This is a genomic window from Enterococcus sp. DIV1421a (assembly GCF_051711025.1).
Taxonomy (GTDB): domain Bacteria; phylum Bacillota; class Bacilli; order Lactobacillales; family Enterococcaceae; genus Enterococcus_B; species Enterococcus_B hirae.
The window spans coordinates 413,459-437,451 of the sequence record NZ_JBIOLU010000001.1; the positions used below are offsets into that span (position 1 = coordinate 413,459).

The window sequence follows — 23,993 nt, forward strand, 5'->3', positions numbered from 1 at the left end:
GGTCCACATCGAAGGAACAAACGTGATTTCTTGTAATGAGCCGATCCTAGGTGGAATTTTGATGTTCCCGGGGTAGTAATTATTGATCGAATTCTCTAGATAAACTAATAAACTTTATCCATCAGTTGTTTTTGGTCGAAAAGTCAATTTTTCTTTGGTTTTGATGAGTTGATAGCCTGACAGATCGGGACTGACATTTAAGTAATCGATAAATTGGTTTTGTAAAGCAATCCAGCTAGCCATTTCCATTTTGCTAAATTCGTCTAAATCGGTAGGATTTTCTGGATGATCAATGATTTCGTCAAAAACAGCAAGGGTATGTCGTAACAACTTCTTTTGTGTGAGACGATAAGCTTGACTAAGGGCGGTTTCTTGTGCACCGGGTTTGAGATACGGGGTAGTAAACTCTGCTAAGGTGACCGCTTGAATAATTGGTGCGATCGGTGCGAGATTGAAACGAGTACTTAACGGTAGGAACGCTGGGCCATACATTAAATCTAAGTAGTCATTTAAGATCAAATTATCAAATACGTTTCGCTGACTCGTTAACGAAGAGAAGCCTTTTTGAAAGGTAAGTTTTTCTATTTCTGCTATTTTTTGTGGTTCTTCGAGTGGCGAAAGCGTATTAGGCAACGTGAAAGGCACTGTCGCTTCTTTACGTGCGGCTTGAAGTGTTTGTTCTGTAGCAAAAGCCGTGATGCTAGGCGGAAGTATCGTGGTAAACAAAAGAGAGAGGACAAGCCACCAACAGCCCCAAGTTAATTTTTTGTTTTTCATTTTTTATCACTCCTTTAATTTGATACCACAAGTGTACAAAATAAAGAAAGCGTTTTATTTGAAAATGAATGTTCGCTAACACCTTATTTTTCCAAAAAAAAGAAAAAAAGTTCTTCTATAATGAGCAAACATGAGCAAGGGGGTGTAAATCATGTGTTTTTACGACGGCTTATAAATAGAAATACTCTTTGACAATAAAAAAAGGCTCTTTTAAAATGCGAAAAACGATTTTAAAAGAGCCTCTTTTTATTACTCAAGATGAGGGAAATCAACACACCCTCACATGAAACAGATAACTATTCATTTTTTATAATGAAACTATTGTTAGTGATTCAAGAGTTCGGTTGTTAAACGTTTTGCTGTTGGTGTCACCGCCAAGCCACCTTCAGCTGTTTCTTTAAAGATGGCTGGCATTTGCCGACCTACTTGATACATCGCTGCGACGACTTCATCTGGTGGGATGACACTTTCGATTCCTGCTAATGCCATATCTGCCGAAATGAACGCCTGAGAAGAGCCAAGGGCGTTTCTTTTAACACAAGGGACTTCAACGAGGCCTGCGACAGGATCACAAATCAGACCCATCATGTTTTTCAGCGTAATTGCGATAGCTTGGGCTGCTTGATGGGGCGTACCATTTTTTGCACAGACAAGAGCGGCAGCGGCCATTGCACTTGCTGAACCTACTTCTGCTTGGCATCCGCCTTCTGCACCACTGATGGAGGCGTTATTGGCAATGACTAATCCAAAGGCGCCAGCGGTAAAAAGAAACTCAATCTGTTGTTCGTGGGTCAACGACAATCGGTCACGGACAGCCATGAGGACGCCGGGTACAACACCAGCGCTTCCCGCTGTAGGTGTGGCACAAATCAATCCCATTTTTGCATTTACTTCGTTGACAGCAATAGCATTGCGGACTGCTGACAAAATGGTTTCACCACTTAAAAAGTCGGCTTCTTTTAAGTAACGAGCTAGTTTTTGGGCATCACCGCCAGTGATTCCAGTCACAGACGTTACACCTTCGTTTCCTTCAGCGATGGATTGTTCCATGACACTGAGGTTTTTTTCCATGATTGCAATGATTTGTTCTCGTGGACGACCACTTATATCCATTTCAACAGCAATCATTAATTCTGCGACACTAGGATAATTTTCTGCTTGGCGAACCAACTCTTCAATAGAGAAAAACATCTTTCTTCCTCCTTTAATCAAAATAATTAACGCTGTCGATCTTCGGTAATTGCGTTAGTTTACTTATAGTGTCATCTACTTGTGGATCATCTACTTCGATAATCATAATGGCATTTTCACCCTTTGATTCTCGTGTAACAGTCATTGTACCGATATTTGTATTTGTTTCTGAAAGGATATTCGTTACTTTAGCAATCATCCCAGGTACATCTTGATGAACGATGATAAAGGTCGGTGTTCCCATGCTTAATGAGATTTTGAAGCCGTTTAATTCCGAGATTTGGATATTTCCGCCACCAATCGAGATACCAGTGACTGAAAGTTTCCGTTTTCCTTTTTTCAACAATAGTTTAACGGAGTTAGGATGCTCTGCTTTTTCACCCTTAGGCACAAAGAGAACTTCCATTCCTGCTTCATAAGCTAACTGCAGTGAATCTGCCAGACGCTCATCATCTGGTTCCATGCCTAACAAACCACCAACTAAGGCGATGTCTGTTCCGTGTCCCCGATAGGTTTTTGCAAATGATTCATAAAGATAGATATCCACAGAATCTGGTTGTTCCCCAAAAATACTACGGACGATTTTGCCGATTCGAGCAGCTCCAGCAGTGTGAGAGCTGCTTGGACCGATCATGACTGGACCAATAATGTCAAAAACACTACGATATCTTAATTCTTTCATTTTTCCACCTCTTTAAAATAGATAAACACCCCAGCAAAAGTAAGTGAACTGTGTATAGCTCGCTTACTCGTTTCCTCATCATTTTTGAAACATAAACAACATTAGTTAAATTAAATAAATATTTCACAAGCGTGCATTAATCTAAGGAACGCATCAATGATAGCTATGAAAATATATCGAACAATATTTTTATATTTTTAAATAGAAGAAAGCAGAAATTTCTAAATTACTAATGAGTGAGCGGTAGTGATACCTTATGTATTTTCGCTTGTTTTCTTTTCAGCGTAAGTGTATCACAAAAGAAGGAAGATGAGGGGGACTTCTAGTTGATTTTTAGTTTTTTTTTAGAGGTTCAAGCAATAAATTAAACATTTATCAGAAAAAAATCTTGAAAAAAAGAATATATTTGCTATACTGTATCAGTGTGCATTGTTATATGCATTATTTTGACTGATAATCGAAGGATTATGAGTGAAAACGTGGGAGGAGAAATATGCATCTCCAATTAACCACATCACGGACTTAAGGAGGTATGTCTCGTGGCAAAGAAAGTAGAAAAAATCGTTAAATTGCAAATTCCTGCAGGTAAAGCAACTCCAGCTCCACCAGTAGGTCCTGCACTAGGTCAAGCGGGTATCAATATCATGGGATTCACTAAAGAATTCAACGCTCGTACAGCTGATCAAGCAGGTTTAATCATTCCGGTTGTTATTTCTGTATACGAAGACCGTTCATTCACATTCGTTACAAAAACACCACCAGCTGCAGTATTATTGAAAAAAGCTGCAAAAATCGATAAAGGTTCAGGCGAACCAAACAAAACTAAAGTTGCTAAAGTTTCTAGCGATCAAGTAAAAGAAATCGCTGAATTAAAAATGGAAGACCTAAACGCAGCTGACATCGAAGCAGCTATGCGCATGGTTGAAGGAACTGCACGAAGCATGGGGATCACTGTAGAATAATCGCTACACCCTAAGAAAGTAGCTTCTCAGTTGGCTCTGTATTGAAAGATATAGAACACGTGGGAGGTACAACCGTTATAACCACAATCAAGGAGGAACCAAAATGGCTAAAAAGAGCAAAAAAATGCAAGACGCATTAAAAAAAGTTGATTCAAGTAAAGTTTATCCTGTTGCCGAGGCTGTAGCTTTAGCAAAAGAAACAAACATTGCAAAATTTGACGCGACTGTTGAAGTTGCATACCGTTTGAACGTAGACCCTAAAAAAGCAGACCAACAAATTCGTGGTGCTGTAGTATTACCAAACGGAACTGGTAAAACACAAACTGTTTTAGTTTTTGCTAAAGGAGACAAAGCAAAAGAAGCTGAAGCAGCTGGTGCAGATTTCGTTGGTGACGACGACATGGTTCAAAAAATCCAAAACGGATGGTTTGACTTTGACGTAGTTGTTGCTACACCTGATATGATGGCAACTGTTGGTCGTCTAGGACGTGTTTTAGGACCTAAAGGCTTAATGCCAAACCCTAAAACAGGTACTGTAACAATGGACGTAACAAAAGCTGTTAACGAAGTAAAAGCTGGTAAAGTTACTTACCGCGTAGACAAAGCTGGAAACATCCATGTACCAATCGGTAAAGTATCATTCGACAATGAAAAATTAGTTGAAAACTTTGCAACAATCCATGATGTATTAGTGAAAGCTAAACCATCAGCAGCTAAAGGTCAATACATGAAAAATATCACAGTTACAACAACATTTGGACCTGGTATCCATGTAGACCAAGCTTCTTTCTAATTCTTGAATTAGAACGTTGATTGATCCAACTGAAAAATAATTCTTGACTCAACTAGTTTAGCATGCTAAGCTAGTTGAGGTTAATAATTAACTTGTACCGAAGACAGTAGGTGGCGTAGCCTTAATTTCCTACCGAGGACGTTTATTGAATACTTTCAATAGTCCCTCTATGTCTACGGTGGCATAGAGTTTTTTTATTGTGAATCACTAAGAACGAAGTGAGTAGATGATGAACAATACTTGGCGAACAGAGTGAGCGAAGTTCCCTCTCAAGCGAAGCATGTTGAATCACTAAGAACGAAGTGAGTAGATGATGAACAATACTTGGTCAATGATCAAGTGTAAAAACTCTTCCATCAAAATTCAGGAGGTGAAACTCAAAAATGAGTGAAGCAATTATCGCAAAAAAAGCAGCAATCGTTGATGAAGTGAGCGAAAAATTTACAGCAGCAGCTTCTGTAGTCGTAGTTGACTACCGTGGTTTAACTGTTGATGAAGTGACTCGTTTACGTAAACAACTTCGTGATGCAAACGTAGAAATGAAAGTTATCAAAAACTCAATCCTTTCACGTGCCGCTAAAAAAGCTGGATTAGAAGGCTTAGACGAAGTATTCACTGGACCTACAGCCGTTGCATTTAGTAACGAAGACGTTGTAGCACCAGCGAAAATCATGGACGAATTTGCTAAAGAAGCAAAAGCATTAGAAATCAAAGGCGGTATCATCGAAGGTAAAGTATCTTCATTGGAAGAAATCACAGCATTGGCAAAATTGCCAAACCGCGAAGGACTTCTATCTATGTTGCTATCTGTACTACAAGCGCCAGTCCGCAACGTGGCTTACGCTGTCAAAGCAGTGGCAGACAAAGAAGATGGAGATGCAGCTTAATAGCCGCATAGCATAAATAAAAATACGAACATCTAAAACGGAGGAAATTATAATGGCAATGAACATTGAAAACATTGTTGCTGAGTTAAAAGAAGCAACTATCCTAGAACTTAACGACTTAGTTAAAGCTATTGAAGAAGAATTTGGCGTATCTGCTGCTGCTCCTGTAGCTGCAGTTGCTGCTGGTGGCGCTGCTGCTGCTGAAGAACAAACAGAATTCACTGTAGAATTAACTGCAGCTGGAGACCAAAAAGTTAAAGTTATCAAAGCAGTTCGTGAAGCAACTGGCTTAGGCTTGAAAGAAGCTAAAGCTGTAGTTGACGGAGCTCCTGCACCAGTTAAAGAAGGCGTATCTAAAGAAGAAGCTGAAGAATTAAAAGCTAAACTTGAAGAAGTTGGCGCATCTGTAACTGTTAAATAATTTTATTGATTTTTAATTGACTAAAAGCCTTGATATTTAAGGTTTTTAGTCTTTTTTTATTTTTTTGACCATACTTTTGACCATACTTTTTAAAAATTTAAATAAGCCGCAAACTTATCAGCAGACCTTTCTTTTTGTTTTTTAGTCACATGAGTGTATATGTTCATTGTTGTATGAATATCTGAATGTCCTAACCTTTCTTGAACTTCTTTGATAGACAAACCAGCTTCAAATAATAAGCTACAATGTGTATGACGGAAGCCATGTATGGTAATATCATTGAAATTATGTTCTTTGCATATTCTAGATAAAATAATATTAGGCCGAGTTATATCTATATAATTATTGTTTTTAGAAGAAAAAATTATTTGATTCTTTGTTTTAGCGTGTTGACCATGTGCAAGTAAATAACGTTTTTGCTGAGTTTTCCATGCCTTCAAAATATTTAGTGTTTCGTCATCTAGCGAAATTTTTCTAATAGATGTGTTTGTTTTTGGTGGTGTAGAAATAAATTTATTATCTGAATTTCTCGTGATAGTTTTATTGATTTCAAGTGTTTTATTAAAAAAATCTACATCGTCCCAAGTTAATGCTAATGCTTCACCTTTTCGTATTCCTGTAAATGCTAGAACTCTGAATAGAGAATAAGTTATAGGGAATTTGTCTTTTTGACAGCATTCAAGAAAATCTTGTAATTCTTCTTTTTCAAAATATTTTAATTTAGTCTTTTTTTGCTTGCGTTCTCCTTTTGAAAAAGTTACTTCTTTCATAGGATTTTCTTTAATTAGGTTCATTTTTTTTGCATAATCAAAAACTGCAGATGTATAACATTTTAAAGCTTTATAGGTAGAATATTGTTCTTTCCATTTGTTGATAGCTTCTTGACAGTAAGCTATATTATAGTTTTGTATTTTTTTATTTCCAAAAAAAGTTGAAATGTTTTTATCAAACAAAAACTTAACACGTAAGTAAGTACTTTCTCTGACTGTTGGTTTATATTGTTCAATCCACATATCTTTTACTTGTGTAAAAGTGTAGTTATTATCTTTTACTAGTTTTTTATCTGTAGCTAAAACTTCTAGTCTAGCTAGTGCGATTTTCGCTTCTTTTTGTGTTTTGAATCCTCTTTTAGTTGTATATCTCTTCTTTCCAGTTAATGGATCGATACCAAGATATGTCTTGAAGTACCAGGCTTTTTCACCATTTTTCTTTTGGTATTGTTTAATCATTGCCATAAAATCCAACTCCTATTCTAATTCTATTTCTAAAATACTGTTATCAAATGATTCTAAAATCTCATTTTTTTCTATAAAATCAATCCATTCTTGATATCCGTTGTATTTTGGAATTCCTAAATGAGATTTAAGTTTTTGATAGGTATTTGCCACAATTTTTTTCCATTCTTCTTCGCCAGTACGAATGATTTTATCATCATCCCACTTTTTTGTTTTTCCAGTTCGTTTACTATTTTTTGATATTTGATAGTTTTTCCATTTGGTTAAAAATATATGTTTTGAATTAGAATTGTTTTCTAACCATTCTTTGAATTCTTGATATTGCATGTTTTTCTCCTTTCGAATGTATGTTCTTATCGTTATAAAAGAAAAGCCCGAAGGCTTTTTTATTTATAAAAACCACCTAACCGAATTGGCCAGGTGGTTTTGTTGTTATCACACAATCACTCTGCCAATAACATAAAGATCATCATATTCATCTGCATAGAAATCTGGATACAAGCGATTTCCATTTTCATCACATTCACAATTTAAGGATACTAATCGTAGTCTTCGATTTTCTACATACATTTTCTTTAAAAATGCTTCACCATTTATTTCTACAGCACCAATTTGACCATTCATAACATGTGGAGTCAGTTTAATAAAAACTATTTCTCCATTTTCAAAAGTGGGGTGCATACTATTTCCATTTATCATAAAAGCAAGATCATAATGAGAAGGAATTTGAGATTCTCTCATTGTTACCGTACCTAACGGGCGCTCTTTATCATAATTAGGACAACCATGTCCTGCTGATAATAAACCGACATATGGAACTTCCTGTTTTTCATCTTCATCAACAGCTTTTCCAAAACTACCTTGAATAATGTTCGATTTATTTTGTTCAGTCAATTCGCTTTTTGCAAAATTATAGACTTTTTGTTGGTGATAATTATTTAATAAATACATTGTAGAAAGAGTATTTGATATACATTCATTGAGAGAAAAATCATTTGATAGTTGTTCGGGAGATATTTCAAGTCCTTTACAAATCTTAATGACATTATCTATTCCAGCTTTGCCTATGCCTCTTTCTAGAATAGAACGAATAGTAGTGTACGGCACATTTATAAATTCGGAGAAATTTTTAATGGTTCCATATTTACTAATAATGAGTTGTTTAATAAATTCTTCTCTGTTCATCTTATCACCTCCTAAAGAAATATTAACATACGCATTTTCGTATGTAAATGACAAAAGGTAAAAAAAAAACGCATTTTCGTATTGACTAAATACGCAATTGCGTGTTACTCTAACTTCAGAGTTAATTAATTATTTTTTTACTCTTTTAATACGCAATTGAGTAACGAAAAGGAGGGAAAAGAATGCTTAAAAATTTAGAAAAAGCTTTGACCGAAAAGAATATTACTCGAACTCAAGTTGCTAGTGCATTAGGTTATAAAAGGTATGCTACTATTTCTGACAAAATCGAAGGGAAAACACAGTTTAGCTTTGACGAAGCAGTGAAATTAAAGAAAACTTTCTTTCCTGAATATGAGCTGGAGTATCTTTTTACTAACGATGTCAAACAACCAGCGTAGGAGGTGTAATCTATGCAACTAAACATTCCAGATGAAGTAATTCAAAACGAATTAGCAAGTAATATTACTTTTATTGTTTTGAAAGAAATCGAAAAGCGATCCAGCTTGTTGACTAAAACTGTTGAATTACCACCTTACCCGAATAAGTCTCAAGTAAAAGAAATATTGAGAATTGGTGATGACAAATTAAGCGGTTGGATTTCAAAAGGTTTAAAGATTCAACAATGGAGTGAACAAGATATTCGAATTGAACGAACTGAATTACAACGATTTTTAAAAGAAACTTTTGAAATTTAAATATTTAAACTTGTTCTACATTCACCACTTCCGAAAAGAGGAGTTGTAGATTTTTCTCCTTTCTATATCTGCTACTAATACTATTTTTTCATAATGCAACTCCTCTTTCCGGAGGTGGTGACGGTGAGAAACGAAGGAGGGGTGACATGGCATATACTTTGCAACAAGAAAATCAAATACTTGGATTGATTAAATGGCGCAGAAAAGCATTGCAAGAAGAGCGAGAAGCGCTAAAAAAATCTAAGAAATTGACAGATCGGCAAGCGAACCTGATTGAAATTGAGCTTGAGGATTTGAGGTTTTTAGAAATAAAAAACAGGGAGGCTAGATTGTGACATTACAAGAGCATCAGAAATTGATGCAAGAATTAAATCAGGAATATCACGAAGAAATGAAACCTAGATCGTTAGGGGAACAATGGCGTGAACGCCAGAAGAAGTGGCTAGAAATAAAAAGACCGACTAGCAACTGCAATCGCTAATCGGTGAGAAATAAGAACTAGTAACTTAAGTCTATCACTCAGAAATGGAGGTAGTCAAATGGAAGAATTACAAATGGTAGCACTCAATGAGCTTCTTAAGCAACAGCAACAAATTATTGTATCGCAAGAAGAAATAAAAAAAGAGCTCCAAGCTATCAGAAATAGCAAGGAGTGATATGGAAACAATAGTAATTACTTGTGTACCATAGATGGAAAACTAAACAGAAAGGGTTCCATCGTCTAGTTTTTTGAGTTTTGTATTTGTCCACAGTTCGCCAGTCTTCATATTTGAGATCGAATAGATATTGTTCTCATGAATGTGAAAAACAATATATTCTTTTTCAGTGGTAGCAAATGCAGCTTTGATAGTTCCTAAATTCGCGCTACCAGTTATTGGGTAGTAATAATTAAGCTCAGTCAAAATATCTCGATAATCCATCTAATCACCTCCCTATCAGATATTTCAGTCTCTCATCCTGATAGGGGAATTATATCAAAAAGGGAAATGAGGAAATTCTCTCTTTTGTTAAAAAGTAGTAACAAAAAAAGACCGCCTGAGCGATCATTTCTCATCTGTTCTACCGACCAAATAATCAAGCGATACATCGAAGTAGTCGGCGAGTAAAACAGCTTGTGATAATTTAGGTTCGTTTTCGCCACTTTCATATCGTTGGATTTGCCTAGTAGTTGTGCCTATTTCTTTTGCTAATACAAGTTGAGATATGTCAGCTTCTGAACGAAGCTTTTTCAAATTCTCACTAAATGTCGTCATCATATATTCCTCCAAAAAATAATTGACAACGACGAAAACGTCGCTTATCATATAAACATAAGCCGACGAAAACGTCGTCTTAAATAAGAAAGTAGGGGCTGATGTGAAAAATAAAAAAATGTTAGAACTACGTATAAAAAAAGGCTTGTCGCAATCGGAAGTTGCAAAACAAGCCGGCATATCAACTCGTCAATATCAGAGAGTTGAAGCTGGGGAACATCTACCAAATGTTGCTCCAGCAATAAAGATTGCCAAAATACTTGGCACTACAGTGGAAAAACTATTTCCAATATAAAATTCAAAGCAAGTATACCACAAGTTTGATTTAGGAGGAAGAATCAAATGGCAGAAATGATGACAATTTCTAAAGCAGAATGGGAACGAATGAACGAGAGATTAGATGTTTTAGAGAAACAAAACAAACTCAAAGTAGACTACAAACGTAAGTTTTGTAAAGAAGTGAATCAATGGTTAGAACGTCAAGATTCTAAGCGCATCGAACAACAAAGAACAGCAATTTACGAGGCTGTAAAGTCATCACTTGAATTTAAGAGCCTTGATGAATTGAATGAAGAAAATTATCAGTATGCCGTTAACGTATTTGAACAACAAAAGTTCTTTTTCAGAAGAAGAATTACTGTAAAGGATGTTATCACATATGAACGAAAAAATTGAAAATCTTATTGAAGAGTTAAAAAGCGAGTGTCAAAAGCAAAGTGTTTCCATTATTTGTACAGCACAAAAAGAAGGGGAACTTAAGAGCATCATTTATGGTGAGACAACAGAAATTTTACTTTGCCTTGCTATGCAAGAAGAACATTTAGATGATAATTTTCCAGTACCAGCACATATTGTGCGTAGAATCGCTGTAGATGCTTATAAACAAGCACAAAACGAAGAAGAAAATCAATTTTCAAATCATACCTTTGTTATTGATAACGAAGAGGATCTCGCTGACGTGATGACTCGCATTCTCAAGGGGGAATTTCAGTGAAGAAAACACGAATTAATGTGAAAGGAGCATATGCCCTCGTTGGTGTGGGTATGTGCTTCGCCACAATTAATATTTACTATGGTTGGATTTACTTCATTACTTTAGGTTTGACTTATTTTGCCAACTCTACACTTAAGGGGAGTGACTGAGCATGAATGAGTTAGCAAATCTTGACAATTATTTAACTGATCCTGATTATGCTAAACCACCATATGAAGCACCAATCGACGAGGAGGATGAATATGAGTAAATCAACTTTAGACATGAGCCATCAAGAATGGCTCGAAGACCGCAAAAGAGGTATTGGTGGTTCAGATGTTGCAACCGTACTTGGATTGAATAAATACAAATCCCCTTATCAATTATGGCTTGAGAAAACGGGTCAAATTGAATTAAAAGATTCAGAGAGCGAACCAGCTTATTGGGGCAATGTTTTAGAAGAAGTTGTTGCCAAAGAATTTCAAGAACGAACAGGCAAAAAGGTCCGTAGAAGAAACCAAGTGTTTGAACATCCGTTACACCCATTCTTAAGAGCAAATATTGACCGTGATGTAGTAGGAGAAAATGCCATTCTTGAATGTAAAACGGCGAATCAATTTTTTAGCAAAGAATGGGAAGGAGAAGAAGTGCCACTTAGTTATTTGTGTCAAGTGCAACATTACATGAATGTTTTGAACAAGGATTATTGTTATATCGCTGTGTTGATTGGTGGTCAAAGATTTATATGGAAACGAGTTGAACGAGATCAAGAACTGATTGACATGATCACAGAACGGTTAGTTGATTTTTGGGAAACGAACATTATCGGCGGAGAAGAGCCACTGATCGATGGAAGTAAAGCAACGTCAGATTTTCTAAAAGAGCGTTATTCGGAATTAGATTCAACTGAAATTATGCTTCATGCTGATTATGATGTTCTACTCGATCAAAAAGAAGAGTTACTCAAAAATAAGAAGGAACTAGAGAAGAGTATTCGACAAATCGACAATCAAATTATCCAGGAACTTGGAATAAAGAATGCCTCTACAGGTATCACACTTAATCGGATTATTTGTTTAAAATCAGTCGTTTCTAAACGAAAAGACTTGAAGAAAATAGCAGAGAAATATCCAGATGTGATGAAAGATGAGGAAATTTACAGCTTATCAACTTCAAATAGATTAGTGATAAAGGAGATTCAGTGATATGGCAACAAGTAAAGATTTAAAGAATCAGCTAACAGAACAAAATAATCAAGCAGTTGATCCTTCTAAATTAGGGCTTAAAGCTCTAATGAATACACCGACAATGAAAAATAAATTTAAAGAAGTATTGAAAGAGAAATCTGATGGTTTCATGGCAAGTGTATTAAATTTGGTAAATAACGATTCTTATTTATCTTCTGTCGATCCAATGAGCATTGTTACTAGTGCAATGGTTGCCGCTTCCTTAGATTTACCAGTGGACAAAAATTTAGGATACGCATGGATTATTCCATATAAAGGAAAAGCCCAATTTCAGTTAGGATACAAAGGATATATACAGTTAGCACAACGTTCGGGTCAATATCAGTCTTTGAATGTTATCGAAGTATATGAAGGCGAATTAAGAGGTTGGAATCGATTGACGGAACAGTTTGAATTTGATCCAGAAGGTCGTTTATCTGACAAAGTCATCGGGTATGTTGGATATTTTGAATTATTGAATGGGTTCAAAAAAACTGTTTATTGGACAAAGCAAGAAATTGAATTGCATAAACGAAAGTTTAGTAAATCTGACTTTGGTTGGAAGAAGGATTTTGATGCAATGGCCAAAAAAACTGTTTTAAGAAATATGTTGAGTAAATGGGGAATTCTATCAGTGGAAATGCAAAAAGCAACGGTAACTGATGAAAATGTCGTAAAAGATATCAATGAGAACGGTGATATTTTATCCGATACAAATGTTGAAGAAGATACACCAGAACGTAAAGAAGCAGAAAAAGTGGAAGACGTGTCATCAGCGTTTGATGAATACGAAGAAACAGCAAATACAGATGAACAAGGATTCATTGTTCGATGATATGAACCCACCACTATAGCGAGGGAGTTTCCCCTCGCTTATCTAAGGAGGTGATAGTGTGGCAAGACCAATAAAAGAAGGTCTTGATTATTTTCCTCTTGATGTTGATGTTTTCGAAGATGAAAAAATAGAGGCTATTGCTGGGGAATTTGGACTTAAAGGAGAAATTGCGGTAATCAAACTGCTTTGTGCGATATATAAAAAAGGATATTTCATTTTGTGGAATGATTTAACGCAAGCTACTCTTTTAAAACGCCTGCCAGGAGTAAGTAAGGAAATGCTCAATCAAATAGTGAACCGCTTAGTCAAATGGGGTTTTTTTGATAAACAACTGTTTGACTCGGTCGAGGTGCTTACGAGTGAGAATATCCAAGCCACCTACTTTGAAGCGACAAAAAGACGAAAATCACCAAAACCAACTAAATATGTAATTAATGCAAACATTAATACACAAGATGAAAGAGATAATGCTGACATTAATCCCCAAAGTAAAGGAAATAAAAGTAAAGTAAATGAAACAAGAGTATCTTCTTCTAGATCTAGTATAGATATTCATTCAGAAAATATCGCAGAGAGCTATTGGCTAAATCAAGTGAATCCAGCAGAAGCACCAATGGTTTTAGAATCTATTCGTTTTTGGGTAAATGATTTTCAAGGACAAGATGAAATTGTCATCATGGCGATTGAAGAAATGCTAAAAAATGGTGCTAAAAATTATAACTATCTCGATAGAGTGCTAAAAAACTGGGAAAACAAGCAACTAGACACCGTTGAGAAAGTGAGAAAGTATTTGCAAGGTCATTATTCAAAATCACCTAGAAATGCAAATAAAACGCTTGAATACGAGAAATTTAGCACAGATGAGTTGCCTATTTGAGAGGAGGCGTAGGCATGGAAACCGTTGGAGAAATCATGGAAAAACTAATACAGAAAGTGCTTGTCCAACGTGGCGAATGTCCTGAATGCGGACAGCCCTTGTATGGATGGCGTACGAAGAATCCTGATGGCTCAGATCGTTGTAAACCAACTTGTATGCAATGTGGGTATAAAGCATTGCGAGTTCAGGAAGACTTACAAACAGAGCAAATGTACAACGAAAGTCTGAAAGCAAGAGCTATCAATTTTTTCAAAGGTGGTTCTGTCGTGCCTAATAAAGCGTTGTTTGATTGTACATTGCAGAATTATCAAATCGTTGATCAAGAAACAAGACAAGCGGTTGAAGTAACCAAACGCTTTGTTAATTCAGTCTTGTTAGGAAATCCAAGTCATCTTGTTTTAACTGGCAAACAGGGAACAGGTAAAAGTCACCTAGCGATGGCAGCGGCTTGGGAAGTTTTGAGGCGATCAAACTACGACAAGAAAATCTTGTTTATCGGGTTACAGGAAATGCTGGATCAAATCAAGTTTTCGTACAACAATCCTGAACTTAGAAAAACGATTGAGGGATCGTTGATTGCAGATATCAAAACGGCGGATTTAGTCGTCATTGATGATATCGGTTCAGAGCTAGGAAAAGATACTTCAGATAGTCGAGCATTTGGCATAAACACGTTGAATTCGTTCTTGGATGCACGACAGAACTTAGCAACGATTATCACAACGAACTTGCTTGGGGAAGAGTTGAAAAAGGCTTACGGTATGAGGACAACATCAAGAATATTTGTCAATTCTGATGGATTTACGATGGTCTTTTCTCAAACAACCGATAAACGATTAAAACCAGTAAAAGGAGCGACAGCATGAACAAATATCGCAATCGAAAAACGGTTCATCGTGAGATCAAATTCGATTCTGTAGCAGAAGCAGAGTACTATGATCTGGCAGTATGGCAAGCGGAAGCAAACGGCTGGAAAGTAAAGCTTCAGGAAAAATTTGAACTATTGCCAAAATTTGAATTGGAAGGCAAGAAGTACCGTAAAATCGAGTATATTCCTGACTTCACGTTTTATAAAAACGGTAAGCTTGTGAAAGTTGTAGATGTCAAAGGAATGCAGACAAAAGATTTTAAAATCAAAGCGAAACTGTTCTGCCATCGTTATCAAGTGCCGTTGATATTAGCTAAAAAATATGGCAAGACGTTCAAGGAAGAGCGTTTTTAAAAGAAAGGTTAGGAAGGTTTGAAAATGAGCAGAAAAAAGAAATTCATTCCAGAAGTTAACCAAGAGGTTGAATGCTTTTGATGTGACTCAGAACATGAGACACCATGGATTTATCTATTTGTATGATATGTAAAGACAGTCTACGACAGATGTTGATACGGAAGATAAAAATAAACTCGTTATTCTAGTTGAAACAGGAAAGAAACAGTACAAAAGACATCTTGTGAACATGACTAGTTGGAACATGTATGTGGTTGAAGATTTAGAAGGCGCGAAGGTCAATGAATACAAATACGAAGTAAATTACATGCCAGAAAGTATTGTGCCGTTTACGGTGACTGAGAAGAAGTAGGAGGACAGCGAATGATACCGAAGTTTCGAGCGTGGTACACACCGTTTAAAGGTAAAAAATTTGGGTAAGAAATGAAATATGGACAAGCAGGAAGGTTGATCACTCATGCTGAAATGTCTCCAGATAAATATATCCTCATGCAATCCACAGGGCTGAAAGATAAGAACGGTGTAGAGATTTTTGAGGGGGATATAGTACTTTTCAGTGTAAGTGATGGTTTTAATCACTTAGATCATGAAAAAGCTGTTGTTCAAGCCTCTGGGTGTCATTCTGGCTTAATTTGTAAGCTAGTAGACTTGGACTTAGAATATCGAATTTATTATGATCCAGTATTTCACACTGACTATGAAGTTATCGGGAATATATACGAGAATAAAGAGTTATTAGAGGTAGAGTAATTGACTAAAATATTAGATGCATGTTGTGGTAGTCGAATGTTTTGGTTTGATAAACAGAATCCAAACGTAATTTTTATGGACATTCGGAAACAATACGAAGAACTAAATAGCGGACATGTCGTTGATATCAATCCTAATGTCATTGGAGATTTCAGAGATATGCCATTTGAAGATGAATCATTTTATCATGTAGTATTTGATCCGCCACACTTGCTTAAAGCAGGCGAGAATAGCTGGTTGGTCAAAAAGTATGGAAAATTAAATCCCGAAACTTGGAAAGAAGATTTAGCATTAGGATTCAAAGAATGTTTCAGAGTATTAAAGCCAAATGGAACTCTTGTATTTAAATGGAACGAGGATCAAATCAAGCTATCAGAAATATTGAATGCAATTGATTATGTGCCATTATATGGAAATAAGAGAGCTAAAACACACTGGTTAGTATTTATGAAGAGTATCTAGCTACCTCGTGAAATTGTAGGATCAATTTTGATTAAATATGTAATTTCTGAATTTACCAGATAATGGGAAGGTAAACATGCAAATTAAAAGGATCGTTTGGAAAATTAAAACTATAGTTAATGCTGTAGCGTTGAATTTTAAGTACAAGCTTAAATGTATTCCCCATTCAATCAAATTTAATCCAATTAAATAAAAGTAGTATCTCTTTTTAATCTTACAGTTTTTAAGAAAATAGTAGCTAATATAATAATCTAATAAGACAAGTATAACCAATATATGTTTATCTATAGTGACTATAGTGTCATGTTTTTCTGAGAGTCTATGGAAATACATTAATAATGTTGGTAAAGGAATATATATTGTTAATAATGATATAAAGAAAAAGACTATAAATGGCATTTCGTCACTCCCATATAAATAAAACTATGTAAAAAATATCACAATCTTGTGTTGTGGTCAAATATTTTCATGTTATCTATTTTGTTATTATCGTCAATAAATGAAAAGGAGGAGGTAGAATGATGGGTTTCAAAAAGAGTGACAAAGTAGTGACTAAAATAGGATCAGGCGTGTCATTATACTTCTTGGACAACGAATATTATATAGTTCAAGATGCTTCGATGCCTGGCAGAATCGTTTTGATTGACGACGATAAACAGCGTTTGAGTTGGCCATCTAGTAAATTCGAATTATATGAGGAGGTGGCGGAAGGATGAGTGGATTGATAATAGTCGTTTTAGTCTCTTCAATAACTTCTTTTATTGTTTCTTTTCTCATGTTGAAATGGCACATGAGAATGTTTAATAAATGGATAGAAAATTTTTTTGAGGAGGAAACAAAACAAATAAAAAACTACCTGTCTAAAGACAAGTAGCACAAAAGTTTTTACCAAAAGGAGTCATTTTTACTAAGCCGTTTATAATTTTAGGTTCAGACATTATTGAATTTTTAAGTTCTTTTTTTCTTTTTGAAAAAATATATGAGGTAGCAAGTCAGCAACCACAACTCAACGACAACCAGAAAATCGTGCTGGAGTGGTTGAAAAGTAACAGAAATTCGTTAAAAGTTCCAATGCTTGCAATTTATGAATTAGCAGAATTAGCAGATGAAAATACAAACTTAGCCTACCATCAACTTGACAGTAAACAAGAAATCGAAGTCCTAGCAGCTTTCGCTCAATGGGGATTGGGACAGGAGGAAGAAAGATGAGCTACGAAAATTACAAAAACTGTGTTGAAGAAGTAAAAGATAAAAATGGGAAAGTAATTCAATATCATGATGTCGTTCGTACGTCTGCTGGTGAAATTTTATTAGTAGGATTTGGTGTAAATCATCAACGGAAGTTAAAAGGTTTGAATGCATATAACGATTTTAATGGTGCTCATGACTGGTTAGATGTGTATCCAGACGGCGAGTTAGAAATCTTGGGTAACGTTGATTTTAATGCTGATGAACAGGTGGGAGCGGAATGATCTATCCTTTTATCTTTATTGTGCTTTTCGTTTCTATGTTAGTAATCATCCAAGAAGGGAACAAGAAATAATGGGAAAGACGAAATCGAAAATCAAGAAGAAAAAACGCCGTTTGGAACAAAAGGTGATTCAGAATGGGACGGCTAAGAAAAAATATATGAATAAGAAAAAGAAGAACATAAAAAAGGACAGCCAGTAAATGGCTGTCGCTACATAAAATGGAAATTGTTTGAAAGTTTATCTCATTATACCATAAAAGGAGCGATTTTGCTTGATGAATTTATTACGAGAAGTAGATTTCAAACAAACAAGAGATAATGCCAGAAATGTTTTAAAGAATTTTAGACGTTTAGAGCGCATAGCAGGTCGCTCTTTGATAGATATTAAGTCACCAGTTATAACAGATATGCCTAAAGTTCCTAGTCACGGAAATAAAGCAGAAGATGCCATGATCCAATTAGCAGATGCTGAAGCAGAAAGAGATGCGATTTTGAAGGCTTTGATGGCACTTAGTCTAATTAGTCGTCAGATACTCTACTATAGTTTTTGTGTGCCAGACAGTTTCTCAAACTACAGGATTAGTCGTGAAGTAGGTTATTCAGAAAGAAGCATACAACGAATGAAGTCGGAAGCTCTAATAGAGTTTGCAGAAGCATATAGGCATGGGGAAAAAATTGCTTATAAATAATTTGGCGGTTTTTTGGCGGAATGATGGCGGTTTTTAGCCATTTACCAGTGATATTATGATAGTGTCGAAAGATGAGGAATTCGACAAAATAAGCGAAGGGAGGCAGTCTCCCTTATCGTTGTAATTATGCTTTGATAGACAGCAACTAACCAATCACAAAAATACGAAAAAGGAAGTGAAAACCTCCTTTACTTTCCATTGTTTATCTATATCAACTGGTTGCTGTCTGTTTTGATATAAAAAAATTAGCTATCCTCAAAAGATAGCTAGCAATACAATTATTTTTTACTGCAACAAGAACGACAACAGTATTTGCATCCAGAAACATTTAAATTTGTTTTTTTGATACGAATATATCGGAGCGCTGATGAACATTCTATATAGTATCCAATTTCAATCGAATGATTTTTGTCAGGGGCATATGGACAGTCTATTTCATGTAGTATGTGAGTATTATTTTTTGTAGGTGTTGTATCAATAACATAATTAGGCATATGAAAAACCTCCTTAATTAATTATATAACGACTAAAAATAATTTCGCAATACACTTATGTCGCTGTGGCGGAAATAGAGAGACGCGAAGGTGAAGGTAGGTTTCGTATGGCGGACTACTGGGACCTTGTACAAAACTAGAGAGGAATAGTACATGAGTGGTGCGATCCCATTCCAGCGACTTTGAGATTGAGCAGTAGTGGGGGCAATCTGACCTATATACCATTCTATAGCTACTGCAAGAGGAATGGGCAATCTCAATTATAGCATGCTAGAACTATACCTCATGAGCTGCTCTGAGGTGTAGTTTTTACATAAAAACAAGGCTAGCAAACCAGCTAACCTTGTTTTATAATATGTATCGTAGAAAAGTGAAAAGATGGTGGCAATCCATTCTAGGAGGTGATGCTTATGAATGTAAGTATCAAATTTAAGGAAAGGAGAGCCTGAATTGTCAGTGTTTGAGGCGCTACAGCTAATGATTGCTTTTGCGATGTTAGTTTTAGCTATCAAAGATGACAATAACAAAAAATAAACCATCTCTCACTTTGACGAGCTGAGATGGTTTATTTAATCAAACATTAAAGTTTCGTCACCGTCTTTTTAACGGTTCTACACAGGACGTGTTACCAGCACGTCCTTTTTCTATGTCTATTATATCATGTGAAAATACAAAATCAATTGAGAGCACTCGCTGTCTATTAATTTCTAAAGACGGAAGTTATATTTATAGTACATCGATTAAAGATAGATATAATATGCATCAGCTTCTGAAGTATCAGAATTTACATTATGAAGACCTTCTAGTTTGATGTGAAGTTCTTCAGCAATCTGTTTGATATATTTATTTAATATCCTATTTTCTAATTTTAAATAATTAGCTACCTCAATCGAAATTATTTTATTGCATTCTTTATCTATAAGTCGAACATTAAACTGTTTTATAATGTCGTTTAGATCGGTTTCGTTAGGAATGTTGTTTATCAATGATGTACGCTGTTTTATCGAAATAAGTGTATTTTTTATCATTTTAAATTCATCCATAGCTTCACCTTCTATAATTTTTTTAATTTAAATTTAATTATATATTATACTTTTATTTCTATCCATTTTTTTGCTGAAGAGAAGATGATCGAGGAGGTAAATAATTAATGAGAAACTACTGGTACGTATCACTTTCTAATAGGTATCCACAGCCAAATGATAATGATCCAATTAGAGTGGTCCAGTCAGTCCAAATAAAAAAGAAGTACTCAATCATTGAAATGGCACGAGAAGCGACACCAAAAGAAATCGACAAATATAACCTTCGTTACTGTGGACGTGGGTATTGGAAAGACGAATATATTCAACAAAACATTGAGAGGTACATCAAATGAATGATAACTATGATTACACCAAGTTGATTGAGAAGATAAGAGCAGAGAAAGATATGGATGAACTAGCTACCTTATTCATTAACATCATTAGTTTAGTTGGATTAAAGATGGATGAAGTAGCAGCTCTTAATTATTTTATTGCTGAACAAACAATTAAAGCAGACCACAATGCTAAGTTTATAAAGGAAAAATTAGGCTTGAGTGTAAATAATCTTAGTATTGAAGGAATATTTAAGGTACAAGAAGCCTTAGTGAATGTTTATATAGAGAAATATAGCAAGGAGAATAGTCATGGGGATGTTTAAAAATCTATTTGTTCAAAGCGATAGAAGCGAAATTGAATTGTTCGAAGTAAAAGATGATGCCAATCTATTAGAGATTAAATTAAAAGATACTGACTCAGTACCAGAGATTTATTATAAAGGACAACGATTGGATAAAATACCAAGAGGATTAGTGGATATTTCATATCATTGGCATACAAGAAGTTATGATACAAATGGACAGAATAAAATACATATTGAGTATTATGATAGTCCGAATACAAAGTATCTAGATAAAAGAACGATAGAACATGAGAGAGAAACTTAAATGAGAGAGGTCAGACCTAGAGACGAAATAGATAAACTCTATAAGACAAACAAATGGAGGAAACTTAGAAAGCTAGTCATAGCAAGGGACTTTGGTGTATGCCAAGAGTGTCAACGCCGAGGGATAATAACAAGAGGAGTAGTTGTCCATCACATAATCGAAGCAAGAGAAGATATAACTAAGTTCTGGGACATAGATAACCTAGAGCTTGTTTGCCTTGCTTGCCATAACAAAGAACATCCTGAGAAATCAGGAGGAGAAAAGAAAGTTAAGACGAAGAGAAAGGTAGTGAAGTTCTATGCAACAAGAGAGTAATGTAGCAAATAAACAGATTGAGTCTTTAGAATATCTCACTAAAGAAATTAATGAATTGAAATCAGCTGTTTTGAATGGAACTGTAATTATAGAATCAATCTATGTATCTCGTGAGACGAGACTAATCACCAAGTTTTAGCGACACCTAGATTAGTGTGTGAGAATTTAAGAGTGGAAATAGAACTTAAAAGATACAGAGGTAACTAGCCCCCCTACTTAGAAAAATAGAAACAGGAGGGGCGCCAAGACCGGTGCGCCCCTTCCTTTACACAAATACCGCTTTTCGATTTTTTTAGACGATTAGAAAATAATGAAAGAAGGTGAAATTATGCCAAGACCAGCTAAAAGTGCAAGATTACAATTGCTCCAAAAAAATCCAAACAAAAGAAATACAAAAGAATTGAAAAAGCGAGCAGAAGTTGAAGAAAAATTAAAAATGAATACAGATGAAATCAGGGCTCCTTCGTGGCTAGATAAGCAGGGAAAAGAAGTGTTTGATTTTATTAAAAATGAATTACTATCAGTCGAATTAGTGATGAATCCAGATGTATACTTAATGGCTATGTATAGTGATTGGTACTCTCAATATGTAGAATTAAGAAAGCAATATAGAAAAATGCAAAGAGAGTACAAAAAAGAATACAAACGAAATAAAGAGCTTGCTGAAGCAAGTGGTAAAGAATTCAATGAACCACCAGAGATGTATGGGAATCCATTATCAAAACAAATGGATACATGTTCCAAAAATTTACGTGTTTTTGGTGGAGATTTAGGACTTTCTCCAGCTTCTAGAGCAAAATTAGCTATAAAACTATCTCAAGATGAAGAAGATGATTCAGAATGGAATTGACTTCTTTATCTTATTCTGAGTTAGAAAAATGGTGGGAAAACTACAAGGAGGAACAAGCTTCTTGGGGCGGGATATTATTAGAACCCTATCCAGAATTATTGACTACTTGGTACGCTGAACGTTTGATCGATGAATCTATACCAGCGAGTAAAGAAAATATTCTTGCTGCTAAAAGGCATATATTAGATTTAGAACGACAAGGAACCGAAGAATTTCCGTGGATTTTTGATGAAGAAGTAGGGCATCGTCCAATTCGATTTATTGAAGATAATTGCCGTCCGACTGAAGGAGACTTTGACCGATTTATTTTGCAACCATGGCAACATTTTATCATTGGTTCAATGTTTGGATGGATTCATAAAGAAACAGGAATCCGACGTTTTCGTGAAGCTTTGACATTTGTAGGACGAAAAAATGGTAAAACGTCACTTATCAGCGGATTATCAGCTTATATGTTGGGATATGATAACGAGCAAGGTGCTAATGTCTATGTTTTGGCCAATGCGAAAGATCAAGCATCAATTTTATTTGATAAAACAAAGGAAATGGTAAAGCAATCTCCTAGATTAGACAAAAAGTATAAGCCACAAAGATCATTAATTAAAGACGAAGCAACTTTTTCTAAGATGGAGGCCCGAGCATCGGATAGTAAAAAACTCGATGGATTAAATACTCATTTTGCGATTTTCGATGAAATCCATGAATTTATAAATTTCAAATTGATTAATGTAATAAAAAAATCTCGCGGTACGCGAAGGCAACCACTAATAGTTTATATAACTACAGCAGGTTATGTTCTTGATGGACCACTTATGCAATATTATGATAATGCACTCGATTGTTTAGAACATCTTGAAGATGGTCTGGATGAACGGGTTTTTTATTTTGTAGCAAAACTAGACGATGTTTCAGAAGCGGATGATCCAAGAAACTGGATTAAAGCAAATCCTAACATTGGCTTAATGTCATTTGTTGATTTAGTAACCGACTGGAAAACAGAACGTAACAGTCCTCAAGAGAAAGCTGACTGGCTCACAAAACAGTTTAATTTATTTTCTGACATAGACGAATTATCGTTTTTAGATATGCAAACAATTAATAAGAATAACAAAATAATTGATTGGAAAACGATGGAAGGTGAAGAATGTGTTGGAGGATATGACTTATCAGAAACACAAGACTTTACATCGGCTAATTTGGAATTTCCCATTTATGAAACTGGAGAAATAGCAGTTTTAGAACATAGTTGGATTTCGCAAGAAAGATATAACAACGACAATAATAAACAACGGTTGGATGCTTGGATAAAATCAGGTGATTTAACTGTGACACCAGGAAGTTATGTTGATTATCAGTTTGTTTTTGACTGGTTTGTGGAGCAATCAAAAAAATATAAAGTGTTGAAAGTTAGATATGATCGAAGAAATAGTCTGATTTTAAATCAACAAATGATTGATTTTGGATTTGTCATGGAAGAAGCTATTCAAGGATTCACTACTCTTGGTGGACCAATGAAAGACTTAAAAGAACGATTTTTAGATGGCAAAGTTATTTATAATCAGCAAAAAATTTTTAGATGGTATTTATCAAATGTAAAACTAGTACAAGATAGAAATAATAATTGGATGCCTACGAAACAATCAAAAAATAGAAAAATTGACGGTTTTGCATCAGTGTTAAATAGTCATGTAAGTGTAGTGGAAATGTTTGCTAAAAAATCAAAACAAACAGGAACTGTTGGCTTCATAAGTATAAGAGAAATGATGAGAGGAGGTTAAT

Annotated in this window: 39 protein-coding genes, 2 pseudogenes and 1 other annotated feature; of the genes and pseudogenes, 31 read left to right on the top strand and 10 right to left on the bottom strand. The window is 35.2% G+C overall.

Annotation, left to right across the window (positions count from 1 at the left end; translation table 11 throughout):
* Nucleotides 1–114: 114 nt before the first annotated feature.
* The 3 genes from IGK21_RS01885 to sdaAB all read right to left on the bottom strand — a co-directional run bounded on the left by IGK21_RS01885 (nt 115) and on the right by sdaAB (nt 2,650).
* Complete coding sequence (locus IGK21_RS01885) at nt 115–777, bottom strand: hypothetical protein (protein ID WP_080704603.1); 663 nt, start codon at nt 775–777, stop codon at nt 115–117.
* A 324-nt stretch (nt 778–1,101) separates the two neighbouring features.
* Entirely contained in the window at nt 1,102–1,968 is an 867-nt protein-coding gene (gene sdaAA, locus IGK21_RS01890) for an L-serine ammonia-lyase, iron-sulfur-dependent, subunit alpha (RefSeq protein WP_034699497.1), read from the bottom strand.
* Between the two features lie 13 nt (nt 1,969–1,981).
* Nucleotides 1,982–2,650, bottom strand: a complete 669-nt coding sequence (gene sdaAB, locus IGK21_RS01895) for an L-serine ammonia-lyase, iron-sulfur-dependent subunit beta (protein ID WP_010720152.1) — start codon at nt 2,648–2,650, stop codon at nt 1,982–1,984.
* Nucleotides 2,651–3,189: 539 nt separating this feature from the next.
* Between sdaAB and rplK the strand changes: the two genes are divergently transcribed.
* The 4 genes from rplK to rplL all read left to right on the top strand — a co-directional run bounded on the left by rplK (nt 3,190) and on the right by rplL (nt 5,713).
* Nucleotides 3,190–3,612 (top strand): 50S ribosomal protein L11, encoded by a 423-nt coding sequence (rplK, locus tag IGK21_RS01900; protein ID WP_010720151.1) that lies wholly within the window; start codon nt 3,190–3,192, stop codon nt 3,610–3,612.
* Nucleotides 3,613–3,715: 103 nt separating this feature from the next.
* Entirely contained in the window at nt 3,716–4,405 is a 690-nt protein-coding gene (gene rplA / locus IGK21_RS01905) for a 50S ribosomal protein L1 (RefSeq protein ID WP_010720150.1), read from the top strand.
* Nucleotides 4,406–4,484: 79 nt separating this feature from the next.
* Nucleotides 4,485–4,610: a sequence feature (ribosomal protein L10 leader region), on the top strand.
* Nucleotides 4,611–4,788: 178 nt separating this feature from the next.
* Nucleotides 4,789–5,292 carry a 50S ribosomal protein L10 gene (gene rplJ / locus IGK21_RS01910; protein WP_010720149.1) on the top strand — a complete coding sequence of 168 codons (504 nt, stop codon included), beginning with the start codon at nt 4,789–4,791 and terminating at the stop codon, nt 5,290–5,292.
* Nucleotides 5,293–5,344: 52 nt separating this feature from the next.
* Nucleotides 5,345–5,713 (top strand): 50S ribosomal protein L7/L12, encoded by a 369-nt coding sequence (gene rplL, locus IGK21_RS01915; RefSeq protein ID WP_010720148.1) that lies wholly within the window; start codon nt 5,345–5,347, stop codon nt 5,711–5,713.
* A gap of 89 nt (nt 5,714–5,802) precedes the next feature.
* Here the strand turns inward: rplL and IGK21_RS01920 are convergent, their stop codons facing one another.
* From IGK21_RS01920 to IGK21_RS01930, 3 genes are all read right to left on the bottom strand, one after another.
* Nucleotides 5,803–6,948: a site-specific integrase gene (locus IGK21_RS01920; protein ID WP_081115306.1), complete on the bottom strand. Its 1,146-nt coding sequence runs from the start codon at nt 6,946–6,948 to the stop codon at nt 5,803–5,805.
* A gap of 12 nt (nt 6,949–6,960) precedes the next feature.
* Complete coding sequence (locus tag IGK21_RS01925) at nt 6,961–7,275, bottom strand: hypothetical protein (protein ID WP_010751852.1); 315 nt, start codon at nt 7,273–7,275, stop codon at nt 6,961–6,963.
* Nucleotides 7,276–7,383: 108 nt separating this feature from the next.
* Complete coding sequence (locus IGK21_RS01930; protein WP_128436377.1) at nt 7,384–8,133, bottom strand: LexA family transcriptional regulator; 750 nt, start codon at nt 8,131–8,133, stop codon at nt 7,384–7,386.
* A 182-nt stretch (nt 8,134–8,315) separates the two neighbouring features.
* Here IGK21_RS01930 and IGK21_RS01935 point away from each other — a divergent pair, with 182 nt between their 5' ends.
* From IGK21_RS01935 to IGK21_RS01950, 4 genes are all read left to right on the top strand, one after another.
* The gene (locus IGK21_RS01935) at nt 8,316–8,531 is read left to right on the top strand and encodes a helix-turn-helix domain-containing protein (protein ID WP_010719536.1); all 216 of its coding nucleotides are present in this window, start codon (nt 8,316–8,318) and stop codon (nt 8,529–8,531) included.
* 12 nt (nt 8,532–8,543) lie between these two features.
* The gene (locus IGK21_RS01940; RefSeq protein ID WP_010738250.1) at nt 8,544–8,828 is read left to right on the top strand and encodes a hypothetical protein; all 285 of its coding nucleotides are present in this window, start codon (nt 8,544–8,546) and stop codon (nt 8,826–8,828) included.
* A gap of 146 nt (nt 8,829–8,974) precedes the next feature.
* Nucleotides 8,975–9,163: a hypothetical protein gene (locus IGK21_RS01945; RefSeq protein ID WP_081186544.1), complete on the top strand. Its 189-nt coding sequence runs from the start codon at nt 8,975–8,977 to the stop codon at nt 9,161–9,163.
* Nucleotides 9,160–9,309: a hypothetical protein gene (locus IGK21_RS01950; RefSeq protein ID WP_179131840.1), complete on the top strand. Its 150-nt coding sequence runs from the start codon at nt 9,160–9,162 to the stop codon at nt 9,307–9,309. The genes IGK21_RS01945 and IGK21_RS01950 overlap by 4 nt, the downstream gene beginning before the upstream one ends.
* A 217-nt stretch (nt 9,310–9,526) precedes the next feature.
* Here the strand turns inward: IGK21_RS01950 and IGK21_RS01955 are convergent, their stop codons facing one another.
* Both IGK21_RS01955 and IGK21_RS01960 read right to left on the bottom strand, forming a co-directional pair.
* Nucleotides 9,527–9,748: a hypothetical protein gene (locus IGK21_RS01955; protein ID WP_010738498.1), complete on the bottom strand. Its 222-nt coding sequence runs from the start codon at nt 9,746–9,748 to the stop codon at nt 9,527–9,529.
* A gap of 123 nt (nt 9,749–9,871) precedes the next feature.
* Nucleotides 9,872–10,081 carry a helix-turn-helix domain-containing protein gene (locus tag IGK21_RS01960; RefSeq protein ID WP_179131833.1) on the bottom strand — a complete coding sequence of 70 codons (210 nt, stop codon included), beginning with the start codon at nt 10,079–10,081 and terminating at the stop codon, nt 9,872–9,874.
* Nucleotides 10,082–10,184: 103 nt separating this feature from the next.
* On the opposite strand from IGK21_RS01960, the gene IGK21_RS01965 reads away from it, so the two are divergent.
* From IGK21_RS01965 to IGK21_RS02020, 12 genes and pseudogenes are all read left to right on the top strand, one after another.
* Entirely contained in the window at nt 10,185–10,376 is a 192-nt protein-coding gene (locus IGK21_RS01965; RefSeq protein WP_010738496.1) for a helix-turn-helix transcriptional regulator, read from the top strand.
* 47 nt (nt 10,377–10,423) lie between these two features.
* Nucleotides 10,424–10,756: a hypothetical protein gene (locus IGK21_RS01970; RefSeq protein ID WP_181914790.1), complete on the top strand. Its 333-nt coding sequence runs from the start codon at nt 10,424–10,426 to the stop codon at nt 10,754–10,756.
* A complete protein-coding gene (locus tag IGK21_RS01975; RefSeq protein ID WP_010719526.1) occupies nt 10,740–11,075 on the top strand; it encodes a hypothetical protein in 336 nt (111 codons plus the stop codon). Before IGK21_RS01970 ends, IGK21_RS01975 begins: the two co-directional genes overlap by 17 nt.
* Entirely contained in the window at nt 11,072–11,224 is a 153-nt protein-coding gene (locus IGK21_RS01980) for a hypothetical protein (protein ID WP_010719525.1), read from the top strand. The genes IGK21_RS01975 and IGK21_RS01980 overlap by 4 nt, the downstream gene beginning before the upstream one ends.
* A gap of 87 nt (nt 11,225–11,311) precedes the next feature.
* The gene (locus tag IGK21_RS01985; protein ID WP_438718839.1) at nt 11,312–12,259 is read left to right on the top strand and encodes a YqaJ viral recombinase family protein; all 948 of its coding nucleotides are present in this window, start codon (nt 11,312–11,314) and stop codon (nt 12,257–12,259) included.
* Between the two features lies 1 nt (nt 12,260).
* Nucleotides 12,261–13,134: pseudogene (locus IGK21_RS01990) on the top strand (recombinase RecT).
* A 39-nt stretch (nt 13,135–13,173) separates the two neighbouring features.
* Complete coding sequence (locus IGK21_RS01995) at nt 13,174–13,992, top strand: Lin1244/Lin1753 domain-containing protein (RefSeq protein ID WP_376109974.1); 819 nt, start codon at nt 13,174–13,176, stop codon at nt 13,990–13,992.
* 14 nt (nt 13,993–14,006) lie between these two features.
* Nucleotides 14,007–14,858: an ATP-binding protein gene (locus tag IGK21_RS02000; protein WP_010719519.1), complete on the top strand. Its 852-nt coding sequence runs from the start codon at nt 14,007–14,009 to the stop codon at nt 14,856–14,858.
* Nucleotides 14,855–15,214, top strand: a complete 360-nt coding sequence (locus tag IGK21_RS02005; RefSeq protein WP_034698477.1) for a DUF1064 domain-containing protein — start codon at nt 14,855–14,857, stop codon at nt 15,212–15,214. Before IGK21_RS02000 ends, IGK21_RS02005 begins: the two co-directional genes overlap by 4 nt.
* A 151-nt stretch (nt 15,215–15,365) precedes the next feature.
* Nucleotides 15,366–15,566, top strand: a pseudogene (locus IGK21_RS02010) (hypothetical protein); the annotation flags it as partial.
* Nucleotides 15,567–15,637: 71 nt separating this feature from the next.
* The gene (locus IGK21_RS02015) at nt 15,638–15,964 is read left to right on the top strand and encodes a YopX family protein (RefSeq protein ID WP_376109981.1); all 327 of its coding nucleotides are present in this window, start codon (nt 15,638–15,640) and stop codon (nt 15,962–15,964) included.
* Nucleotides 15,965–16,426 (top strand): class I SAM-dependent methyltransferase, encoded by a 462-nt coding sequence (locus tag IGK21_RS02020; RefSeq protein WP_002325355.1) that lies wholly within the window; start codon nt 15,965–15,967, stop codon nt 16,424–16,426.
* A gap of 21 nt (nt 16,427–16,447) precedes the next feature.
* Here IGK21_RS02020 and IGK21_RS02025 read toward each other — a convergent pair whose 3' ends face one another.
* A complete protein-coding gene (locus tag IGK21_RS02025) occupies nt 16,448–16,825 on the bottom strand; it encodes a hypothetical protein (RefSeq protein ID WP_010718394.1) in 378 nt (125 codons plus the stop codon).
* A gap of 122 nt (nt 16,826–16,947) precedes the next feature.
* Between IGK21_RS02025 and IGK21_RS02030 the strand changes: the two genes are divergently transcribed.
* From IGK21_RS02030 to IGK21_RS02050, 5 genes are all read left to right on the top strand, one after another.
* The gene (locus tag IGK21_RS02030; RefSeq protein ID WP_240143997.1) at nt 16,948–17,142 is read left to right on the top strand and encodes a hypothetical protein; all 195 of its coding nucleotides are present in this window, start codon (nt 16,948–16,950) and stop codon (nt 17,140–17,142) included.
* A gap of 355 nt (nt 17,143–17,497) precedes the next feature.
* Nucleotides 17,498–17,635 (top strand): hypothetical protein, encoded by a 138-nt coding sequence (locus IGK21_RS02035; protein WP_155237686.1) that lies wholly within the window; start codon nt 17,498–17,500, stop codon nt 17,633–17,635.
* On the top strand, nt 17,632–17,898 hold the full coding sequence (locus IGK21_RS02040) for a hypothetical protein (protein ID WP_010718391.1): 267 nt from the start codon (nt 17,632–17,634) through the stop codon (nt 17,896–17,898). The genes IGK21_RS02035 and IGK21_RS02040 overlap by 4 nt, the downstream gene beginning before the upstream one ends.
* 274 nt (nt 17,899–18,172) lie before the next feature.
* Nucleotides 18,173–18,586 carry an ArpU family phage packaging/lysis transcriptional regulator gene (locus IGK21_RS02045; RefSeq protein WP_034866428.1) on the top strand — a complete coding sequence of 138 codons (414 nt, stop codon included), beginning with the start codon at nt 18,173–18,175 and terminating at the stop codon, nt 18,584–18,586.
* Between the two features lie 950 nt (nt 18,587–19,536).
* The gene (locus IGK21_RS02050; protein WP_223603558.1) at nt 19,537–19,614 is read left to right on the top strand and encodes a putative holin-like toxin; all 78 of its coding nucleotides are present in this window, start codon (nt 19,537–19,539) and stop codon (nt 19,612–19,614) included.
* 206 nt (nt 19,615–19,820) lie between these two features.
* Here the strand turns inward: IGK21_RS02050 and IGK21_RS02055 are convergent, their stop codons facing one another.
* On the bottom strand, nt 19,821–20,123 hold the full coding sequence (locus IGK21_RS02055) for a hypothetical protein (RefSeq protein WP_010737830.1): 303 nt from the start codon (nt 20,121–20,123) through the stop codon (nt 19,821–19,823).
* Between the two features lie 107 nt (nt 20,124–20,230).
* On the opposite strand from IGK21_RS02055, the gene IGK21_RS02060 reads away from it, so the two are divergent.
* From IGK21_RS02060 to IGK21_RS02085, 6 genes are all read left to right on the top strand, one after another.
* Nucleotides 20,231–20,458 (top strand): hypothetical protein, encoded by a 228-nt coding sequence (locus IGK21_RS02060; protein ID WP_010718386.1) that lies wholly within the window; start codon nt 20,231–20,233, stop codon nt 20,456–20,458.
* The gene (locus tag IGK21_RS02065) at nt 20,455–20,763 is read left to right on the top strand and encodes a hypothetical protein (protein ID WP_010718385.1); all 309 of its coding nucleotides are present in this window, start codon (nt 20,455–20,457) and stop codon (nt 20,761–20,763) included. Before IGK21_RS02060 ends, IGK21_RS02065 begins: the two co-directional genes overlap by 4 nt.
* Complete coding sequence (locus IGK21_RS02070) at nt 20,750–21,049, top strand: hypothetical protein (protein WP_052096372.1); 300 nt, start codon at nt 20,750–20,752, stop codon at nt 21,047–21,049. Before IGK21_RS02065 ends, IGK21_RS02070 begins: the two co-directional genes overlap by 14 nt.
* Nucleotides 21,050–21,364 (top strand): HNH endonuclease, encoded by a 315-nt coding sequence (locus tag IGK21_RS02075; protein ID WP_014834202.1) that lies wholly within the window; start codon nt 21,050–21,052, stop codon nt 21,362–21,364. It begins immediately after the preceding gene.
* A gap of 328 nt (nt 21,365–21,692) precedes the next feature.
* Nucleotides 21,693–22,214, top strand: a complete 522-nt coding sequence (locus IGK21_RS02080; RefSeq protein WP_010719498.1) for a phage terminase small subunit P27 family — start codon at nt 21,693–21,695, stop codon at nt 22,212–22,214.
* Nucleotides 22,205–23,992, top strand: coding sequence for a terminase large subunit (locus tag IGK21_RS02085; RefSeq protein ID WP_034867889.1), 1,788 nt, complete (start codon nt 22,205–22,207; stop codon nt 23,990–23,992). Before IGK21_RS02080 ends, IGK21_RS02085 begins: the two co-directional genes overlap by 10 nt.
* Nucleotide 23,993: the final 1 nt, after the last annotated feature.

Coding starts and splice junctions, on each gene's coding strand:
- IGK21_RS01885 (WP_080704603.1), bottom strand. CDS start 777: ATGAAAAACAAAAAATTAACTTGGGGCTGTTGGTGGCTTGTCCTCTCT.
- IGK21_RS02025 (WP_010718394.1), bottom strand. CDS start 16,825: ATGCCATTTATAGTCTTTTTCTTTATATCATTATTAACAATATATATT.
- IGK21_RS02080 (WP_010719498.1), top strand. CDS start 21,693: ATGCCAAGACCAGCTAAAAGTGCAAGATTACAATTGCTCCAAAAAAAT.
- IGK21_RS01935 (WP_010719536.1), top strand. CDS start 8,316: ATGCTTAAAAATTTAGAAAAAGCTTTGACCGAAAAGAATATTACTCGA.
- IGK21_RS02015 (WP_376109981.1), top strand. CDS start 15,638: ATGAAATATGGACAAGCAGGAAGGTTGATCACTCATGCTGAAATGTCT.
- IGK21_RS02060 (WP_010718386.1), top strand. CDS start 20,231: ATGAGAAACTACTGGTACGTATCACTTTCTAATAGGTATCCACAGCCA.
- IGK21_RS01940 (WP_010738250.1), top strand. CDS start 8,544: ATGCAACTAAACATTCCAGATGAAGTAATTCAAAACGAATTAGCAAGT.
- sdaAB (WP_010720152.1), bottom strand. CDS start 2,650: ATGAAAGAATTAAGATATCGTAGTGTTTTTGACATTATTGGTCCAGTC.
- IGK21_RS02070 (WP_052096372.1), top strand. CDS start 20,750: ATGGGGATGTTTAAAAATCTATTTGTTCAAAGCGATAGAAGCGAAATT.
- IGK21_RS01985 (WP_438718839.1), top strand. CDS start 11,312: ATGAATATGAGTAAATCAACTTTAGACATGAGCCATCAAGAATGGCTC.
- IGK21_RS02045 (WP_034866428.1), top strand. CDS start 18,173: ATGAATTTATTACGAGAAGTAGATTTCAAACAAACAAGAGATAATGCC.
- IGK21_RS01975 (WP_010719526.1), top strand. CDS start 10,740: ATGAACGAAAAAATTGAAAATCTTATTGAAGAGTTAAAAAGCGAGTGT.
- IGK21_RS01945 (WP_081186544.1), top strand. CDS start 8,975: ATGGCATATACTTTGCAACAAGAAAATCAAATACTTGGATTGATTAAA.
- IGK21_RS01955 (WP_010738498.1), bottom strand. CDS start 9,748: ATGGATTATCGAGATATTTTGACTGAGCTTAATTATTACTACCCAATA.
- IGK21_RS02005 (WP_034698477.1), top strand. CDS start 14,855: ATGAACAAATATCGCAATCGAAAAACGGTTCATCGTGAGATCAAATTC.
- IGK21_RS01930 (WP_128436377.1), bottom strand. CDS start 8,133: ATGAACAGAGAAGAATTTATTAAACAACTCATTATTAGTAAATATGGA.
- IGK21_RS02035 (WP_155237686.1), top strand. CDS start 17,498: ATGCTTGCAATTTATGAATTAGCAGAATTAGCAGATGAAAATACAAAC.
- rplJ (WP_010720149.1), top strand. CDS start 4,789: ATGAGTGAAGCAATTATCGCAAAAAAAGCAGCAATCGTTGATGAAGTG.
- IGK21_RS02065 (WP_010718385.1), top strand. CDS start 20,455: ATGAATGATAACTATGATTACACCAAGTTGATTGAGAAGATAAGAGCA.
- rplL (WP_010720148.1), top strand. CDS start 5,345: ATGGCAATGAACATTGAAAACATTGTTGCTGAGTTAAAAGAAGCAACT.
- IGK21_RS02085 (WP_034867889.1), top strand. CDS start 22,205: ATGGAATTGACTTCTTTATCTTATTCTGAGTTAGAAAAATGGTGGGAA.
- IGK21_RS02055 (WP_010737830.1), bottom strand. CDS start 20,123: ATGGATGAATTTAAAATGATAAAAAATACACTTATTTCGATAAAACAG.
- IGK21_RS02030 (WP_240143997.1), top strand. CDS start 16,948: ATGGGTTTCAAAAAGAGTGACAAAGTAGTGACTAAAATAGGATCAGGC.
- rplA (WP_010720150.1), top strand. CDS start 3,716: ATGGCTAAAAAGAGCAAAAAAATGCAAGACGCATTAAAAAAAGTTGAT.
- IGK21_RS02000 (WP_010719519.1), top strand. CDS start 14,007: ATGGAAACCGTTGGAGAAATCATGGAAAAACTAATACAGAAAGTGCTT.
- IGK21_RS01925 (WP_010751852.1), bottom strand. CDS start 7,275: ATGCAATATCAAGAATTCAAAGAATGGTTAGAAAACAATTCTAATTCA.
- IGK21_RS02075 (WP_014834202.1), top strand. CDS start 21,050: ATGAGAGAGGTCAGACCTAGAGACGAAATAGATAAACTCTATAAGACA.
- sdaAA (WP_034699497.1), bottom strand. CDS start 1,968: ATGTTTTTCTCTATTGAAGAGTTGGTTCGCCAAGCAGAAAATTATCCT.
- IGK21_RS01960 (WP_179131833.1), bottom strand. CDS start 10,081: ATGACGACATTTAGTGAGAATTTGAAAAAGCTTCGTTCAGAAGCTGAC.
- IGK21_RS02040 (WP_010718391.1), top strand. CDS start 17,632: ATGAGCTACGAAAATTACAAAAACTGTGTTGAAGAAGTAAAAGATAAA.
- IGK21_RS01920 (WP_081115306.1), bottom strand. CDS start 6,948: ATGGCAATGATTAAACAATACCAAAAGAAAAATGGTGAAAAAGCCTGG.
- IGK21_RS01970 (WP_181914790.1), top strand. CDS start 10,424: ATGGCAGAAATGATGACAATTTCTAAAGCAGAATGGGAACGAATGAAC.